Annotated in this window: 16 protein-coding genes; 14 read left to right on the top strand and 2 right to left on the bottom strand. The window is 30.2% G+C overall.

The window, feature by feature from the left end; all coding sequences use genetic code 11:
* The first annotated feature begins 156 nt into the window (after positions 1-156).
* The 14 genes from C1715_RS19685 to C1715_RS02185 all read left to right on the top strand — a co-directional run bounded on the left by C1715_RS19685 (position 157) and on the right by C1715_RS02185 (position 13,896).
* Positions 157-372, top strand: a complete 216-nt coding sequence (locus C1715_RS19685; RefSeq protein WP_102399050.1) for a phosphopantetheine-binding protein — start codon at positions 157-159, stop codon at positions 370-372.
* A 16-nt stretch (positions 373-388) separates the two neighbouring features.
* Complete coding sequence (locus tag C1715_RS02245) at positions 389-1,549, top strand: acyl-CoA dehydrogenase family protein (RefSeq protein WP_102399049.1); 1,161 nt, start codon at positions 389-391, stop codon at positions 1,547-1,549.
* A 6-nt stretch (positions 1,550-1,555) separates the two neighbouring features.
* Positions 1,556-3,127 carry an amino acid adenylation domain-containing protein gene (locus C1715_RS02240; protein WP_102399048.1) on the top strand — a complete coding sequence of 524 codons (1,572 nt, stop codon included), beginning with the start codon at positions 1,556-1,558 and terminating at the stop codon, positions 3,125-3,127.
* Positions 3,124-4,074: an ACP S-malonyltransferase gene (locus C1715_RS02235; protein WP_102399047.1), complete on the top strand. Its 951-nt coding sequence runs from the start codon at positions 3,124-3,126 to the stop codon at positions 4,072-4,074. Before C1715_RS02240 ends, C1715_RS02235 begins: the two co-directional genes overlap by 4 nt.
* Before the next feature lie 6 nt (positions 4,075-4,080).
* On the top strand, positions 4,081-5,094 hold the full coding sequence (locus C1715_RS02230) for a bifunctional 3-deoxy-7-phosphoheptulonate synthase/chorismate mutase (RefSeq protein WP_242971871.1): 1,014 nt from the start codon (positions 4,081-4,083) through the stop codon (positions 5,092-5,094).
* A 144-nt stretch (positions 5,095-5,238) separates the two neighbouring features.
* A complete protein-coding gene (locus C1715_RS02225; protein ID WP_102399046.1) occupies positions 5,239-5,589 on the top strand; it encodes a DUF3795 domain-containing protein in 351 nt (116 codons plus the stop codon).
* Positions 5,590-5,644: 55 nt separating this feature from the next.
* Positions 5,645-6,790 carry a hypothetical protein gene (locus tag C1715_RS02220; protein WP_102399045.1) on the top strand — a complete coding sequence of 382 codons (1,146 nt, stop codon included), beginning with the start codon at positions 5,645-5,647 and terminating at the stop codon, positions 6,788-6,790.
* A gap of 36 nt (positions 6,791-6,826) precedes the next feature.
* Positions 6,827-7,870, top strand: a complete 1,044-nt coding sequence (locus C1715_RS02215; protein ID WP_102399044.1) for a PEP/pyruvate-binding domain-containing protein — start codon at positions 6,827-6,829, stop codon at positions 7,868-7,870.
* 60 nt (positions 7,871-7,930) lie between these two features.
* The gene (locus tag C1715_RS02210; protein ID WP_102399043.1) at positions 7,931-8,980 is read left to right on the top strand and encodes a BtrH N-terminal domain-containing protein; all 1,050 of its coding nucleotides are present in this window, start codon (positions 7,931-7,933) and stop codon (positions 8,978-8,980) included.
* 89 nt (positions 8,981-9,069) lie between these two features.
* Entirely contained in the window at positions 9,070-10,665 is a 1,596-nt protein-coding gene (istA, locus tag C1715_RS02205) for an IS21 family transposase (RefSeq protein WP_102399042.1), read from the top strand.
* Positions 10,662-11,426 (top strand): IS21-like element helper ATPase IstB, encoded by a 765-nt coding sequence (gene istB / locus C1715_RS02200; protein WP_102399041.1) that lies wholly within the window; start codon positions 10,662-10,664, stop codon positions 11,424-11,426. Before istA ends, istB begins: the two co-directional genes overlap by 4 nt.
* Before the next feature lie 82 nt (positions 11,427-11,508).
* A complete protein-coding gene (locus tag C1715_RS02195) occupies positions 11,509-12,108 on the top strand; it encodes a hypothetical protein (RefSeq protein WP_102399040.1) in 600 nt (199 codons plus the stop codon).
* 51 nt (positions 12,109-12,159) lie between these two features.
* The gene (locus C1715_RS02190) at positions 12,160-13,410 is read left to right on the top strand and encodes an aminoacyl--tRNA ligase-related protein (RefSeq protein ID WP_102399039.1); all 1,251 of its coding nucleotides are present in this window, start codon (positions 12,160-12,162) and stop codon (positions 13,408-13,410) included.
* 138 nt (positions 13,411-13,548) lie between these two features.
* The gene (locus tag C1715_RS02185; RefSeq protein ID WP_102399038.1) at positions 13,549-13,896 is read left to right on the top strand and encodes a hypothetical protein; all 348 of its coding nucleotides are present in this window, start codon (positions 13,549-13,551) and stop codon (positions 13,894-13,896) included.
* A gap of 481 nt (positions 13,897-14,377) precedes the next feature.
* Here C1715_RS02185 and C1715_RS02180 read toward each other — a convergent pair whose 3' ends face one another.
* Positions 14,378-14,884 carry an ImmA/IrrE family metallo-endopeptidase gene (locus tag C1715_RS02180; protein ID WP_102399214.1) on the bottom strand — a complete coding sequence of 169 codons (507 nt, stop codon included), beginning with the start codon at positions 14,882-14,884 and terminating at the stop codon, positions 14,378-14,380.
* Between the two features lie 17 nt (positions 14,885-14,901).
* Positions 14,902-15,369: a helix-turn-helix domain-containing protein gene (locus C1715_RS02175; RefSeq protein ID WP_242971870.1), complete on the bottom strand. Its 468-nt coding sequence runs from the start codon at positions 15,367-15,369 to the stop codon at positions 14,902-14,904.
* Positions 15,370-15,448 lie beyond the last annotated feature (79 nt).

The following is a 15,448-nucleotide window of genomic DNA, read 5'->3' as shown; positions in this document are numbered from 1 at the left end:
AAAAAAATATTGAGTTATTATAGGATATTTATACATTTATTAATTTCCAATATTTTTATATTCAACAAATTTGAAGACTTTGAGTATATTTTTTTATATTATTCCATTTCAAATATAATGAAGTTCAAGTTAATTTATGAATAAAATCATGAATTTATCATATTACTGTCTGTAAGTCAGGGGGTAAAGGATATTAGCAATGAAGTTGAAATTTTTAATGAAGGTATTGTAAATTCTTTATTTGCTATAGAATTAATGATTTTTATTGAAAAAGAATTTAATATTAAAGTTAATGTTGAGGATTTAGATCTTGATCATTTTAAATCTATTAATAGTATTAGTGAATTTATTGAAGCAAAGAAAAATTTCTAAGCTGGGGGAGGAAGATATGTATTATAAGGTAGAGGAGAATTTAGAACAATTATACAATGAAATAAAGCAATGGGTTGAAAAAGATGTGAAACCTTATGCTAATAAGTGGGAAAAGGAAATGGGAGTACTTGAGGATATGATTGATAATTGTGCTGGCACTGGTTATTTAGGTGCTCTTATACCTAAAGAATATGGTGGAGTTGGGTGGAATCATAAAGCTTTTGGATTATTAAATGAAGCAATAAGTACATCTAGCGTATCATTAGCAGAATTATTTAATGTTCATACAATGGCATCACAGGCGCTATTAAAGTTTGGAAATGATGCTCAAAAGAATTACTGGCTTCCTAAAATGGCAAAGGGTGAAAAAATAGCAGCATTTGCTCTTACTGAGCCAGGTGCTGGCAGCGATATGAAGGGTATTGAGACAACCTTTGAGGTTTTTGGAGATAAATTAAGAATAAATGGTATCAAAAGATGGATTACCTATGGAAACAGAGCAGATGTCTTTATTGTTTTTGGTAAGCTAGATGGAAAAGCAACTGCTTGTATTGTTGAAAAAGAAACAGAAGGTTTAAATGTAATCAAGATTGAAGGCATGTTAGGTTTTAGAGGCGCACATTTGGCTGAGCTTAAATTCACCAATTGTGAGATACCTTTAGAGAATATTGTTGGTAAGGAAGGTATTGGATTTTCCTATGTCGCAAATTATGGATTACAATTTGGAAGGCTTAGTGTTGCCTTTACAGCATTGGGAATATTAAGGGGGTGTATAGAGAATTCTTCAGCCTATGCACTTAGCCGTAAAACTTTTTCGCAGCCGTTAATTAATCATGATATGATAAAAACCATTATTGCAGATATGGGAGTAGACTTCCAAGCTTCTGCTGCGCTTTGTCTTCAAGCGGCTGAAGCATTAGATGATGGTAGTACTGATTCAGCAGAAAAGGTAATGTCAGCTAAGTATTTTGTTTCTAAAGCAGCTGCAAAGCATGCATCAAATGCTGTTCAGATTTTAGGAGCAAATGGCTGTTGTGACTCAAGCGAAGTTGCCAGGTATTATAGAGATACTAAAATTCTTGAGGTTGTTGAGGGTAGTTCACAAATACATCAAATGGTGCTTGGGTGGAAGTTTGCAAACAAATACGGTAGAGAATTAAGGAGAAATTATAAATAATAGATTATGAATAAATTAAATTTAGAAGATATTATAAAGGAATTAGAAGAAAATAGAGTTAATTACGACACTGAATGCTTGCTGCATACTGTTTTTGAGAGACAAGCAAAACTTAATCCTGATAATGTTGCAGTCATATTCAAGGATGAAAAACTAACCTATAAGGAATTAGATGAAAAGTCTAATCAGGTGGCATGGTTTTTAAGGGGCAAAGGGGTAAGACCAGATGATGTAATTCCAATGATATTTGAGCGTTCCTTTGAAATGATGATTAGCATATTAGGTATATTGAAAGCTGGAGGAGCATATTTACCAATATCGCCGAGCAATCCGCCGCAAAGGATAGATTATATTATTAAAGATAGTAAAGCCAAGCTAGTATTAATGTTATCAAAATATGAGACTTTAGTTGAAACCAGTGTAGAGCGCTTCTTTTTAGATAAAGGTGAGGGGGTTAGTAATGAAATTAAATCCATTCCTTGTATTAATAAAGTAAATGACTTGGCTTATGTAATTTATACATCAGGGTCTACTGGCAAACCTAAAGGAGTTATGATTGAACATAAAGCTGTAATCAATCGAATTGATTGGATGCAAAGGAAATACAATTTATGCCCCAAGGATGTTATTTTGCATAAAACTCCTTATGTATTTGATGTATCTGTTTGGGAGCTTTTTTGGTGGTCATTTGCAGGAGCTTCTGTTTATCTTTTAGAACCTGGAAATGAGGTGTTTCCTCAGGCTATAATAAAAGCAATTTATAAAAATCAAGTAACAATTATGCATTTTGTACCTTCAGCCTTATCAGGGTTTTTAAATTATGTTTCGACGATGAAGGAATTAGATGATTTAAAAACCTTAAGAAGAGTTTTTTCAAGTGGTGAAGAACTGCTGCCTATACATGTAAATAAATTCAATAAATTACTGTATAAAGCAAATAATACAGCTTTAACAAATCTTTATGGTCCTACAGAAGCCACAGTAGATGTTTCATATTTTGATTGTCCTTCTAGCTTAGAAGATGCTGAGATACCAATAGGTAAAGCAATTCAGAATACAGCTCTATTTATTATGAAGGACGGTAAAATTCAGCCCTTAGGGGTTGAAGGTGAGTTAATAATTGCAGGTGATTGCTTAGCTAGAGGCTATTTGAATAATGAAGCATTGACTGCTGAGAAATTTCCCAAGCTAATAGGCGAAAAAGCTATAAGAATATACAAAACAGGTGATATAGCAAAGGTTCTTGAGGATGGTAATATTAAATTCCTAGGGAGAATGGATCATCAAGTAAAGATAAGAGGCTTAAGAATTGAGCTTGGAGAAATTGAAGCAGCTATTATGGGCATAGATTCTATAGATGAATGTACTGTTATAGTAGATAAGAGTAACGAAAATATGGTAAGGATGAAAGCTTTTTTAGTTGGAAGGAAGAAGCTTGAAATAAAATGGATTCGTGATTATTTAAAAAGTAACTTGCCGTCATATATGATTCCAAATGATTTTATCTGGATTAATAATATGCCAAGAACAACATCAGGTAAAATAGACCGAGGATTATTAGCAAGAGGTGTAAAATGATGGATAGCAGCGTAGTTATTTTTCCAGGTGTAGGTTCAAATCAAATTAGTATGGATAAAGATTTATATGACAATTCAAAAATAGTAAGAGATATTTTTGAGCAGGCAAGTAATGTACTTAATGAGAATGTTTATGATTTATGCTTTGACTTAAAAAATAAAGATAAAATTAAAAAGATGGAAAATGGGCAATTTATGCTTTTAACTTTACATTATGCTTTGTACAAAGTTTTAAGTGAAAACTGTGAAACAAAGATAGAAGCTCTAGCAGGATATAGTCTTGGAGAGTATGCGGCCTTATGCAGTGCAGGTGTATTATCATTTCCAGATACATTAAAGCTAATAAAAATGAGGCAGGAGATTATTGCCGCACATTCGGCTAAAATAGACGGAGACATGCTGTGGGTAATGGAGATAGACAGTATTATGGTACAACATGTATGTACTAGTTTAAATAGCTTAGGTAAAAAGGTATATGTATCTGCACATAATGCTGATAATCATTCAACTATTTCAGGGACAACAGAAGCTTTGAAGGAAACAATTAAAATATTAGAAGATGAAGGCGCTTTAATTTATCCACTAAAAATAGGAGGACCATTTCACAGTCCTTTGATGAATGAAGCTGCAAAAGAATACAAGGAAGCTTTAAATTCAATAAAGCTAAACAATCCGAAAGTATCTGTACTATCAAATGTGTATGCTCGTCCCTATGAGAGTTCAGATGAAATTAAGGATACCTTGGTTACTCATCTAATTTCTCCAATCCAGTGGAAAAAGACCATTGAATGGATTTTAGAGCATAATGTTAATAGCATTATAGAAATGGGACCTAGTAATGTTATGAGCTTTATTTCAAAATGCTATTATAAACGAATCTCATTTCAAACATTTAATAGAATTGAAGACTTAAAAGGTTTTTACCGTAGTAATGTCTTGAAAGGGTGATTTATATTGGAAAAAAGCGATTATAAAGTTCTTGGTTATTTTAACTGTGTTAATGATAAAATTAATGAATTAGTACTTGCTCATTCTAGTTTAATGAAGGAGATTAACCATAGAATTATAGATAATGCGGGTATGGAAGATTTATTTCAGTTGGAATCAGAATTGTATCAAATGCTTGATAGTGAATTAAAGAAATTTAAGGTTCAGCTTAAAAGTATTAATTTGAAAAAAGAAAGTACTAGGACAAAATTACTTGATATGAGTACAGTAATAAAAAATATCAAAAGCATTACTAAAAAGGACGTTACATTGCCTATGATTATTGCAGGCCCTTGTGCTATAGAATCCTACGAGGCATTAGATGAAACAGCAAAACATCTAAAAGGTATGGGAGTAAAGTACATAAGAGGTGGTGCTTTTAAGCCAAGAACTTCACCTTATGATTTTCAGGGCTTAAAGGAAATGGGGCTGGAGTATTTACATGAAATAGGTAAGAAATACAATATGATAACTGTTACTGAGATTGTTAATACTAAAGACTTAAAACTATTTGAAAAATATGTGGATATAATTCAAATCGGTGCTAGGAATATGCACAACTATGAGCTCTTAAAAGTAGTAGGTGAATCTTCAAAACCCGTACTATTAAAAAGAGGTATGAGTGCAACAGTAAAAGAGTTTTTACTGGCAGCGGAGTATATTGCATGCAGTGGTAATCAAAATATTATTCTTTGCGAAAGAGGTATTCGTACATTTGAGCCTGGCACAAGAAATACTTTAGATATATCTAGTATTCCAATTATAAAACAAGAGACTAATTTACCAATTATCGCAGATGTCAGTCATTCAATTGGTAGAAAAGATATAGTAACTCAAATAACAAAAGGAATTTTAGCTGTAGGTGCAGATGGCTTTATGGTAGAAGTTCATAGAAATCCCTCTCAAGCATTATGTGATAGTGAACAGCAGTTGAATTTACAAGAATTCCAGTGCCTTATGTCAAATTTAAATATTGTGTAATTAGGAGTTTTTTGTAGAATCTTATGCTGTTTGTATAAATGAAATAATAGGTAAAGAAAACTTTGAAGAATTTAGAGCTATCGGCTTTTCGGGCGTTTATAGGAAATAATTAGGTTTAAGAAGATGAAATAGGAAGGTGAGAATATGGAAAAATATATTGGATTTTGTGGTATTAATTGTTCAGAATGTAGAGTGTACATGGCCACGATTGAAAACAATTTAGAAGAGAAAAGAGCTATTGCTTATGAATGGTCAACTGAGGAATTTCCATTAACAGAAGATAGTATAAAATGTTATGGGTGCTGTGATTGTGAAAATCGAGTGATATCATTTGCTGCAGATTGCGATATTAGAGTATGCGGCATAAAAAGGGAAGTTAAAAATTGTGGTCACTGTGAGAAGTACTCCTGCGAATTATTAAAGAAACCTCATGAAAAAAATATAGATGCAAAAGAGCTGCTAGATGATGTGCATGCAAGGCTTAAGGGAGTATAGTTAAAATTTGAAGTGTAACAATTGGTTACAAATAAAAATAATTAGGAGGCGTGTTTTGATAAATAGAAATGACGAATACCTAAAAAGCAAAATATATTCATTAGATAAAGATTTACGTATAGGACTGAACTGCGTTAGTATGAATTACTCCGGGTTATTAGAGCTAAATGATATGATGTATTTAGCTTTGTATTATACTTTGTACGAGTTTATCTATAATGTAGATGGATTTACTAGTTTTATTAATGCGTTACCTCCAGAAGAGAATATTTCAAAAGAAAACCCTTTGATTCTTGTTGGAAAAACAGGCTCTGTGTTTTTAAGAGATTACTATGCATATATTGATCAATCAATTGAAAACAGTGCTGCTTTTTCAATAAATAGTTTTGATATTAATATGGACCTTAAGGAAGTAAAAAAGCAGTTTCTTGATAAGGATATTCCAGTAATATTTCCTTGTGATATATATTATTTTTATGATGATTACAAAAGATTAAATGCTAATATGTTATACTTCCATAGCGGTACACATAAATCAATGCTAGTAGATATTGATTTTGAAAATGAAAAATGTCTTTTAGTTGATAAGTTTTATAGGTATGTAGGTGAAGTTAAGTTAGAGGATTTCATGAAAGCACTTCATTCTGATTATAATGATAAAGATATGAATAACAGTTTTCAGTATATGAAAATAAATCCTAAAGATAATATTAAGGATTTAGAGCTTGAAATCCTTAAAAAACATTTTCAAACCATGTTAGAGATGAAAGAAAATGATTTTGTAATGTTAAATGGAAGAAAATATTATAGAAATATTAGTGGAATTCGTTCATTTATCGATACTTATGATGAAATGGCAGAATCGATGATGAAGCAGAAGAAAGAATATGCGCCACTATTTGTTACACATCTATTACGACCTATATTTTTACAAAAAATTAGCTATAGTGTTTTAATAGGTTATTTCGCAAAAAGGTTCAATAATGATATTTTACAGAGAATTTCTGATGAAGCTAATACTTTATCGAAACTTTGGACAAAGGTTGACATGCTCTGTGATAAGTGTTATTTATCTAAAAACTCATTAGTAAGCTATAAGCAAAAATATATTAAAGTTTTTAAAGAAATTATTAAAGAAGAAGAAAAGTTTTTCGAACTCATTTCTGATAATGTAATGGGGCTTGAAGACCTAAAAGCATAAAAGCTATTACAAGTGAATAATTAAGAGAGGTAACCTATGGATAAAAGGATATATTTTTTCGATGAAGGAAATAAAAATATGCGTAAATTATTGGGCGGAAAGGGTTCAAGCTTAGCTGAAATGACCAGAATTAATCTTCCCGTACCATTTGGATGTACCATAACTACAGAGGCAATTAGCAGATATTTAAAAGATAATAGAACATATAAGAAAGAAGTAAATGATGAAGTTATTAAAAGTGTTAAACAGATAGAGAAAAGAACTAATAAGTATTTGGGCGATAAAAAAGCTCCATTATTTTTAGCAGTAAGATCAGGAGCTGAACATTCCATGCCAGGAATGATGGATACGGTATTAAATATTGGTATGAATGAAGTTTTAGTGAGAGAAATGCTTGAAGAGGGCTATAGCAAAAGTTTTTTATTTACTACCTATGAGCAATTTATAGTAAGTTTTGCTGAAGTTGTTTATGATGTATCCACAGATGAATTAATGAATTACAAGAACTTATTTTTATTCGATGCAAAAAAAGAAAATACATGCCACTTAGGTACCGAAGAATATTTTCAGTTGATTAATAATTATAAAAGCTTAATACTGAAAAAAACAGGTAAATATTTTTCGGAGGACATAGAAGAGACGATATTGCTTGCGGTAGAAGCAATTGCTGCATCTTGGCTTAAGCCAAATGCTGTGATGTATAGGAAAATTAAGGGTATATCTGATGATTTATCAACGGCTGTTAATGTGCAGGAGATGGTTTTTGGAAATTATAATGATATTTCTGGTACGGGCGTTATATTTACAAAGAATCCAATGGATGGTTCAAATAAAATTGTAGGAGAATATTTGCATTGCGCCCAAGGTGCAGAGCTTGTCTCAGGTATTAAAAATCCTGATTCAATAGAAGTATTTGAAGAAAGATTCCCATTACTTTATTTTGAGCTTGAAAAAATAGGTAGATTGTTAGAAAAACATTATGAAGCACCACAAGACATAGAGTTTTCTGTGGAGTCTGGTAAGCTCTACATTTTGCAAACCCGTAATGCTATTATTTCTAAGTTAAAAAAGAAAGTATAAAATAAATAATTTCAGTAGTTTAGTAAAAATCTATAAACTATTAGGAGGTTTGCTATTATTATGATAACAAATTTTAAAGCTATAGATGACGATTCATATAATTGTTTAGAAAACTTAATAAATTCAGTAACCCAATATTATGGAAGAAGTTGTGAGCTGATGTCGCTATATTCATGGTTATTTAGGTACAATAGAGAAATATATAAAGAAGAACATAGTTTTGGTAATGCAATCACCGATAGTACCTTTGGAAAATCCTTAGAGTCCTTGGCTAAATATCATGGTGTGATTATGAGCTATAATGATAAAAAGTTATTTAATGAATTTTCAAAAGTCATCCAAGAAGAGATTTCTAACGATAGACCAGTAATTATTTGTATGGATACTTTTTATTGTCCATGGTATGTTACAGATTACAATAAATCACATACAATGCATTATTGTTTGGTTATTGATATTGATAACGAAAATAAAATATTTTCAATTGTTGATACTCAATTTGCCCAAGAAGCAGTTCAGGTTTCCTTCGATTATATAGAGAAAGGATATAATGACTTCTACACTATTCATATCACTGATTCGGATTTAGATAATATGAATTGGAAGGATATTCTTTCTGAAACTATTAAGTATATGAAAAATACTCTTGAAGGTAAGACCTTTGAAGAATTAAGGTCCTTTGCAGATGACTTTGAAAGTTATATATGTTTTTCAACAGAAATAAGAGGATATGAGAATACTCCTCTAAAATCATCAATATTCAAAAAAATACATACCCTTTCTAATAAGAGAAAGCAATATTCAAGGGTATTTGAATTCATAAGAGATAAATTTGAGGTTAAAGATATGGAAGTTATGGCATATAGAATGAAGAACATTGCAGATAGATGGAGTTCTACTTTTGGTTTGCTGTGCAAAGCATTTTATAAAAATGATAACGCCATTATTAGTCGAGTAAGTGACAAATTAAGAACACTTGCAGATTTAGAAGAAGAGCTTTTTAATGATTTATGTTGCCTTTGCTTAGACAAAAAAATTGTGGGATGTGAAGTAGCAAAAAGCGAGCATGACTGTAATGAAGTTAAAGTACATACCTTTTGTTTATGTTAATCTAAAATTACCCCATCATTTTAATTGAAAACTCCTCCACCTTAAAGTAAACTCTCTTATGATAGATATCATAGGAGGGGGAATTGGAGATGATCATGTTGAAAGAAAAACAACACATCATAATATCAACATATCTAAAAGGAAAGTCTCAAAGGGCGATAGCCAGAGAGACAGGAATTGATAGAAAGACTATTAGAAAATATATTAAACAATATGAAGCAAATAGACAGGAACTTTTAAATTCTAAAGGAGGAGTTGATGATATAAGGGAGCTACAGGATAGTATTGTAGAGAAACCTAAATATAACTGTAAAAATAGGAAGAAGAAAAAATTAACTGATGAAATTATGAATAAAATAGAAGGATATCTTAAAGAAAATGAGCAAAAAAGACATGCCGGTAGGCATAAGCAGCAAAAGAAAAAAATTGATATATATGAAGCGTTAAAAGAAGATGGATATGATATAAGTTATACAACTGTATGCATCTATGTAAATAAGTTACTGAAGAAAGGATCAGAAGCATTTATTAAAGCTGAATACGAACTTGGAGATGTTTGTGAATTTGATTGGGGGGAAGTTAAGCTTACTATTGATGGCATAGATAGAAAATTTCAAATGGCTGTATTTACATCTGCAAAAGGAAATTATAGGTATGCTCAATTATTCACTAAGCAAAATACGGAATGTTTTCAAGAATCTCATGCTTTGTTTTTTGAAAATGTGGGCAGAGTATACAAAACAATGGTGTATGACAATATGAAAGTTGCTGTTAAAAAATTTGTAGGTCCAACTGAAAAAGAGCCAACAGACGCGCTGCTTAAAATGTCTATATATTATGGTTTTAAATTTAGATTTTGCAATGTACGATTAGGTAATGAAAAGGGTCACGTTGAAAGGAGTGTAGAAGTCGTAAGACGTAAATCGTTTGCTAAAAAGGATAACTTTGAATCCCTAGAAAAAGCTAATGAATATCTTGAAAGAATATGTAGTGAACTAAATAATAAACCTCAAAAATTAAAAGCTATGCAAAGTGCAGAAGAAATTTTAAGTATGGAAAAAGAACACATGCTGCCGCATGTTCCTAAGCTTGATACAGCAAGAATAGAAGAACCTAGAGTAGATAAGTATTCAACAATATGTGTGGATACCTGTCGGTATTCTGTACCAGATATGTATGTTGGAAAAAGAATATTCATAAAAATATATTCTAATGAAATTATCTGTTTTAGTGATAATAAAAAAATTGCTAAACATGAAAAAAAATTGGGCTTTTATGACTGGTCTATTAAAATAGAACATTATCTCAACACTCTTAAACGAAAACCAGGATCATTAGCTTCAAGCACTGCAATGCAACAAGCTGATCCTAGAATTCAAATAATATACAATACCTATTATAACAAAAGAGAAAAAGATTTTATAGAGTTACTTTTGTTTATAGGTGAAAAAAGTATTTCGGATATTGAAAATGCAATAAAATTGTTAAAGAAAATAAATCCAACAGATATAACAACTGAAAAAATAAAATCTATATGTAATAGAAATAATGTTAACTATACTTCAAATAATATTATCAACTCAAATATGAATATTGAAATTGAATCTGATAACTTACTTGGAATGTATAAAAATTTAATACCTAAGTCTATAGAAGATTTTAATAGTGAGGTAGCTGTAATATGAATAGTAAAAAAAAGTTACATAAAAATATTGAGGAATTAGCTTGTTATCTTAAGCTTCCAGCTATAAAAACCAATTTTAAGGATGAAATAAATGAAGCTTGTATCAATGATATAAGCTATGAACAATTTCTATATAAATTATTAGAAAATGAATGCACTTTGAGAAAAGAAAGGAGTAAACAAAACAGAATTCGATTAGCAAAATTTCCTTATAAAAAATATATTGAAGACCTTATAATTGAAGATTTACCTGATGATGCTCAAAAGAAATTAAAAATATTAAATTCGCTAGAATTTATTAATACAGGACAAAATGTTATTTTAGCTGGTAATCCTGGGACAGGAAAAACTCATATGGCCGTAGGCCTTGGAATAAAGGCTTGTTTAGACGGTTATAAAGTTTTGTTTACAACTGTACCTACCCTTGTTACTCAATTGAAAGAAACACGTTCACAGAAGACATTGAGAGCTTTTGAAAATAAGTTTGATAAATATGATTTAGTAATAGCTGATGAGCTTGGCTATATTTCTTATGATAAAGAAGGGTCAGAACTTTTATTTACTCATCTATCATTGAGAGCAGGCAGAAAGTCAACAATAATAACTACAAATTTATCATTTGAAAGGTGGAATGAAATATTTAAAGATCCTATTATGACTGCTGCAATGATTGATAGACTTACTCATAAAGCATATATTGTGAATATGAATGGTAATTCATATAGATTAAAAGAGACAAAGAAATGGCTTGAAAAACAATAGTGAAATTATACCCCACTAAATATTTATTTTTCAAATATTATATTTTTTTACTATTTTTAGTGGGGGACTTTTGAGCTGAAATATGGGGGAATTTTCACTTGACAAATACACCTTTGTTGAGTTAGAAGAATATTTTAATAATAAAGGCTATGGTGAGGTTAAAAAGCAAAACGAGATGTCAGATTTATCGAATCAAATTGCAGAATTTTCAGATGGTCATAAATTTTTTGTGCTTGATGAGCTAGAATATAAGTCAGAATTATGTATAGAAAATATGAAGTTCAGGATTCCTGGGTTTAAGCATAATAACTTCGATAATGTAGTATGCTTAGGGCAAAAAATTGAAATTAAAGAAAATGCATATGATTGTATAATGGTTTTAGGAAGTGCAGATTTAGGAGACCACTTTGAGGATTTAATAATTGAGTTTACAGATGGTACCATAGAAAAAATATGCATTCAGATGTCAAATTGGTGTAAAAATGCACCATATTTTGATGAGAAAATTGCTTGGACAGGTAAACGTGCACAAGTGGTTAACAATGAGACAGTAGTAGTTCCTTTCGATGTACATATATTTGGAAAGAACTACAAAATAAATAGCGATAGTTATATTAAAGCGCTTATACTGCCTGATTGTCCCAATATGCATATTTTTTCTTTAACTTTGGGCAAATATTAGTTAAATATTGGTTGTTATAAGAAATAAAATATAGTAGATGGGGTGTTAATAATGAGAAAAATATATTTACCATTAAAAAATTCTTTTAAAGTTGATTTTAAAGATGAAATATATAAAAAGATATACTATATGTCTGAAGGCATAACTAATTATGAAATAGATATAAAGGGCAATGACATAGTTGGTATGCAATTAGAGGTTTCTGATGAATGTGATACTGATTTGTTATCAAGCTATGTGAATGAAGTAATTGAAAAAGATATAATTGGACTTAAAAATATAAAGTGTAAATGTGCATGGCATGATGATTGTGAAACTGTTGGAGACAGCAAAAATGTGCTTGAAAAGATGATAGAGATGGATGTTGCAAAACCGTATGCTCAAGGTACTGTTTGCATAAAAGAGCCTTTTACTGAGCTATTCTATTTTTTTAGTGAACTCTTTAAGAGTATAGGTAAATATAAATTTAACGCAGAATCAAACAAATATCCAACTTTAATTAAATCTACGACCTTAAACAAAGTTGGATATTTTGGATCCTTTCCTCATCTTCTTATGTTTGTAAATAGGTTAGAAAACACAGTAGACAATTTTAATTCTTTTAAAGAAGATTTCAAGGATATGAATGATGAAGATAAAATAACTGAAAAATTAGGTAAGTATATGTGTCAATCAGATTATGCATTAACTCCTGCGGCTTGCTATCATGTTTATGAGGATTACGAAAATACAGAAGTTGATAACAAATGTGTAACCACAGTAGGCCAAGTGTATAGATACGAAAATAAATACGAAAAACCATTTGAAAGACTATGGGAGTTTAATATGAGGGAGCTGGTGTTCTTAGGAACAAAGAGTTATGTAGAACAATCTTTAGAAAAATCAAAACAGTATGCAATAAATATAATAGAAGATTTAGAGCTTAAGGGTGTATGTGAAACTGCAAATGATCCATTCTTCTTAACTGCAAATAATACAAATCGTATTAATGCTCAGAAAATGATTGGATCAAAATATGAGCTTAAGCTTAGAGTAAATAAAGATGACTTTTTAGCTGTGGCTTCTTTTAATCTACATAGTCAGTTCTTGTCCTACAAGTTTAATATATCAGAAAAGGCAAATCCAAATAATAAGATATATACTGGTTGCTTTGCTGTGGGTATAGAGAGAATTTTCTTTGCATTTCTATCTCAATACGGTGTAAATAAAGAAAACTGGCCAGAAGTTGTAAAGAACTATTATAATAGAGATACTAGTAATCAAGTTTTCTTTGAAAATTATTTTAAAATGATAAATTTATAATTGTAAAATATCTTATTTGCATAATAGTGTTAAGTTTACTGATATTAAGAGGAGTAAATTAATCAATGGAAATTTGTTAATACTAATGATACTAAGACAGAAAACAAAAATTAAATTATTTTAAATGGAGGAAAATGAATGAGAATAAATGAAACATGTATTTTTCAAGTGCAACCAAAGATGGAAAAAGAATTTGAAGCTATGGTTGAAGAGATTAAAGTTTTTTTAACAGATTATAAGGGAGTATGCTATTATAGCTTTATGAAAAGAACTCATAGTATTACAGATATGGATTCAATTAGAAACGGGGATCCTCCAAAAACTTTAACCAGAATTGTGAAATCAATAAAATATGTAATGCATTTAGAAGTAGAAGATGAAAATTCACATGGGCAGGTTACAAAAGAGTTTTTTGAGCAGTTTGATAAAAGAATATCAAAGTTACTCATAATGCCTGCCGACAAACTAATAGGTATTTCAATATAAAAAACACAACTTATAAATTTACTTTACATTGTATATATAGTAGATTTATAAACATATACAGATTTATTCCTCAGACTTTGCTAAAAGGTTATTATACTAAAATATGTAGAGCCTCAATATCAATATAGTATATTGTGATTATTATACGTTTGGATTTGAGATATTTGTGCAAAATCATGTTTCTGTAGATCATGTTAAAGATTTGCGTAAACCTATAAAAATTATGTTGAGTGGGATATTTTTGGAAATGATGATAAAGTTATTAATGCCATAAAGGTAATGCTTAGGGAGTTCTTTATGAGGCATTGGAATTATAAATAGACACGCTAAAGTAATGACGCGTTATACAGATGGGATGAACGGTGATTACTAGAGACATTGCTAGAGATATTAGCTGCTTATTTTTTGCATAATAAAAATCATCTAAAATAAGGTAGGTTACTGAAAAGCTTAAAGTTTTTCAGTAACCTCTTAAGTAAATCTATTTTCTTAAAAAATTTCCCCTAGCAGTACCAAAGGAATTTATTTCAAAACCTTTATATCTTAACATCTGACTTTTAAAATCAACAATTTCAATAGGCATATTTAGCTGTGCAGCAATAGAACTATAGGTACATTCCCCTTGAACTAAACACATTATACTTTCATCAGGTATTAAAAGCTCTGCTGTAAAGAGGTTGGCTTCACGCTCAGGCTTTGAAGTTATATCAAAAAGAGTAAATTCTTTTATAGGGTCATTTTTAGCCAAATGTTGATGAAATCTATCATGTCCTAATTCATGAGCACATATTACAGTTTGCATTTCTTCAGAGATATTTTTATTAATAACTATAAATCTAAATCTTGATTGATAGAAGTAGTACCCTTTTAAATTACCTAAATCATGATATACAATTTCAATATTCATCATTTCAGCAAATTCAAATGGATTCCTAGTGTGGTATGTTTTAATTAACCTATTAACTTCATTTATTATTACCTTCCTCATAAGCACATATCTCTCCTTTATGGAGTATTAGATATTTCAGTTTCAGAGTTTGAGTTTTTTTTACTATATTTCTTTCTAGCCTTATTTTTTGCTTCAAAATATAATTGTGTTATTGATTGAAAAAAAGCATCTTTATCTTCTTCAGACAATTCTCCACCTGCTAGTACAGCAGCAGTTCTTTCTATTAACATTTCAGCTTCATTTTTACCTTTATAGCCGAATTCATCTTTTGAAGAAGAGATAAAAAGAGTTTGTTTAGATGTAGTATCATCGGTGTCGGAGATCAAGTAATCAATTGTTACATTAAATATATCGGCTAATCCCTTAATTACTTTTTGTCCTTTTGGAAATCTAGTATTGTTTTCATAATTGCATATAGATTTTTGAGAAACACCAAGTTTAGCTGCTAAATCTTCTTGAGATAAACCAGCTTTTTTACGAAGGTGTTTTATTTTATTACCAAAATTCATTTTCTTTTCCTCCATTATGGGTAAGTTGCAATTGTTACAAGAACGAATGTTCTGAAAACTTATTGACAGTATTTCAGTTCTAATTTATACTTTA

The sequence above is a fragment of the Haloimpatiens massiliensis genome, assembly GCF_900184255.1.
GTDB lineage: Bacteria > Bacillota > Clostridia > Clostridiales > Clostridiaceae > Haloimpatiens > Haloimpatiens massiliensis.
The sequence above is the reverse complement of the archived record's forward strand: the minus strand, read 5'-3'. Positions and strand labels throughout refer to the sequence as shown.

Coding starts and splice junctions, on each gene's coding strand:
- C1715_RS02245 (WP_102399049.1), top strand. CDS start 389: ATGTATTATAAGGTAGAGGAGAATTTAGAACAATTATACAATGAAATA.
- C1715_RS02240 (WP_102399048.1), top strand. CDS start 1,556: ATGAATAAATTAAATTTAGAAGATATTATAAAGGAATTAGAAGAAAAT.
- C1715_RS02235 (WP_102399047.1), top strand. CDS start 3,124: ATGATGGATAGCAGCGTAGTTATTTTTCCAGGTGTAGGTTCAAATCAA.
- C1715_RS02225 (WP_102399046.1), top strand. CDS start 5,239: ATGGAAAAATATATTGGATTTTGTGGTATTAATTGTTCAGAATGTAGA.
- C1715_RS02215 (WP_102399044.1), top strand. CDS start 6,827: ATGGATAAAAGGATATATTTTTTCGATGAAGGAAATAAAAATATGCGT.
- C1715_RS02210 (WP_102399043.1), top strand. CDS start 7,931: ATGATAACAAATTTTAAAGCTATAGATGACGATTCATATAATTGTTTA.
- istA (WP_102399042.1), top strand. CDS start 9,070: ATGATCATGTTGAAAGAAAAACAACACATCATAATATCAACATATCTA.
- istB (WP_102399041.1), top strand. CDS start 10,662: ATGAATAGTAAAAAAAAGTTACATAAAAATATTGAGGAATTAGCTTGT.
- C1715_RS02195 (WP_102399040.1), top strand. CDS start 11,509: ATGGGGGAATTTTCACTTGACAAATACACCTTTGTTGAGTTAGAAGAA.
- C1715_RS02190 (WP_102399039.1), top strand. CDS start 12,160: ATGAGAAAAATATATTTACCATTAAAAAATTCTTTTAAAGTTGATTTT.
- C1715_RS02185 (WP_102399038.1), top strand. CDS start 13,549: ATGAGAATAAATGAAACATGTATTTTTCAAGTGCAACCAAAGATGGAA.
- C1715_RS02180 (WP_102399214.1), bottom strand. CDS start 14,884: ATGAGGAAGGTAATAATAAATGAAGTTAATAGGTTAATTAAAACATAC.
- C1715_RS02175 (WP_242971870.1), bottom strand. CDS start 15,369: ATGGAGGAAAAGAAAATGAATTTTGGTAATAAAATAAAACACCTTCGT.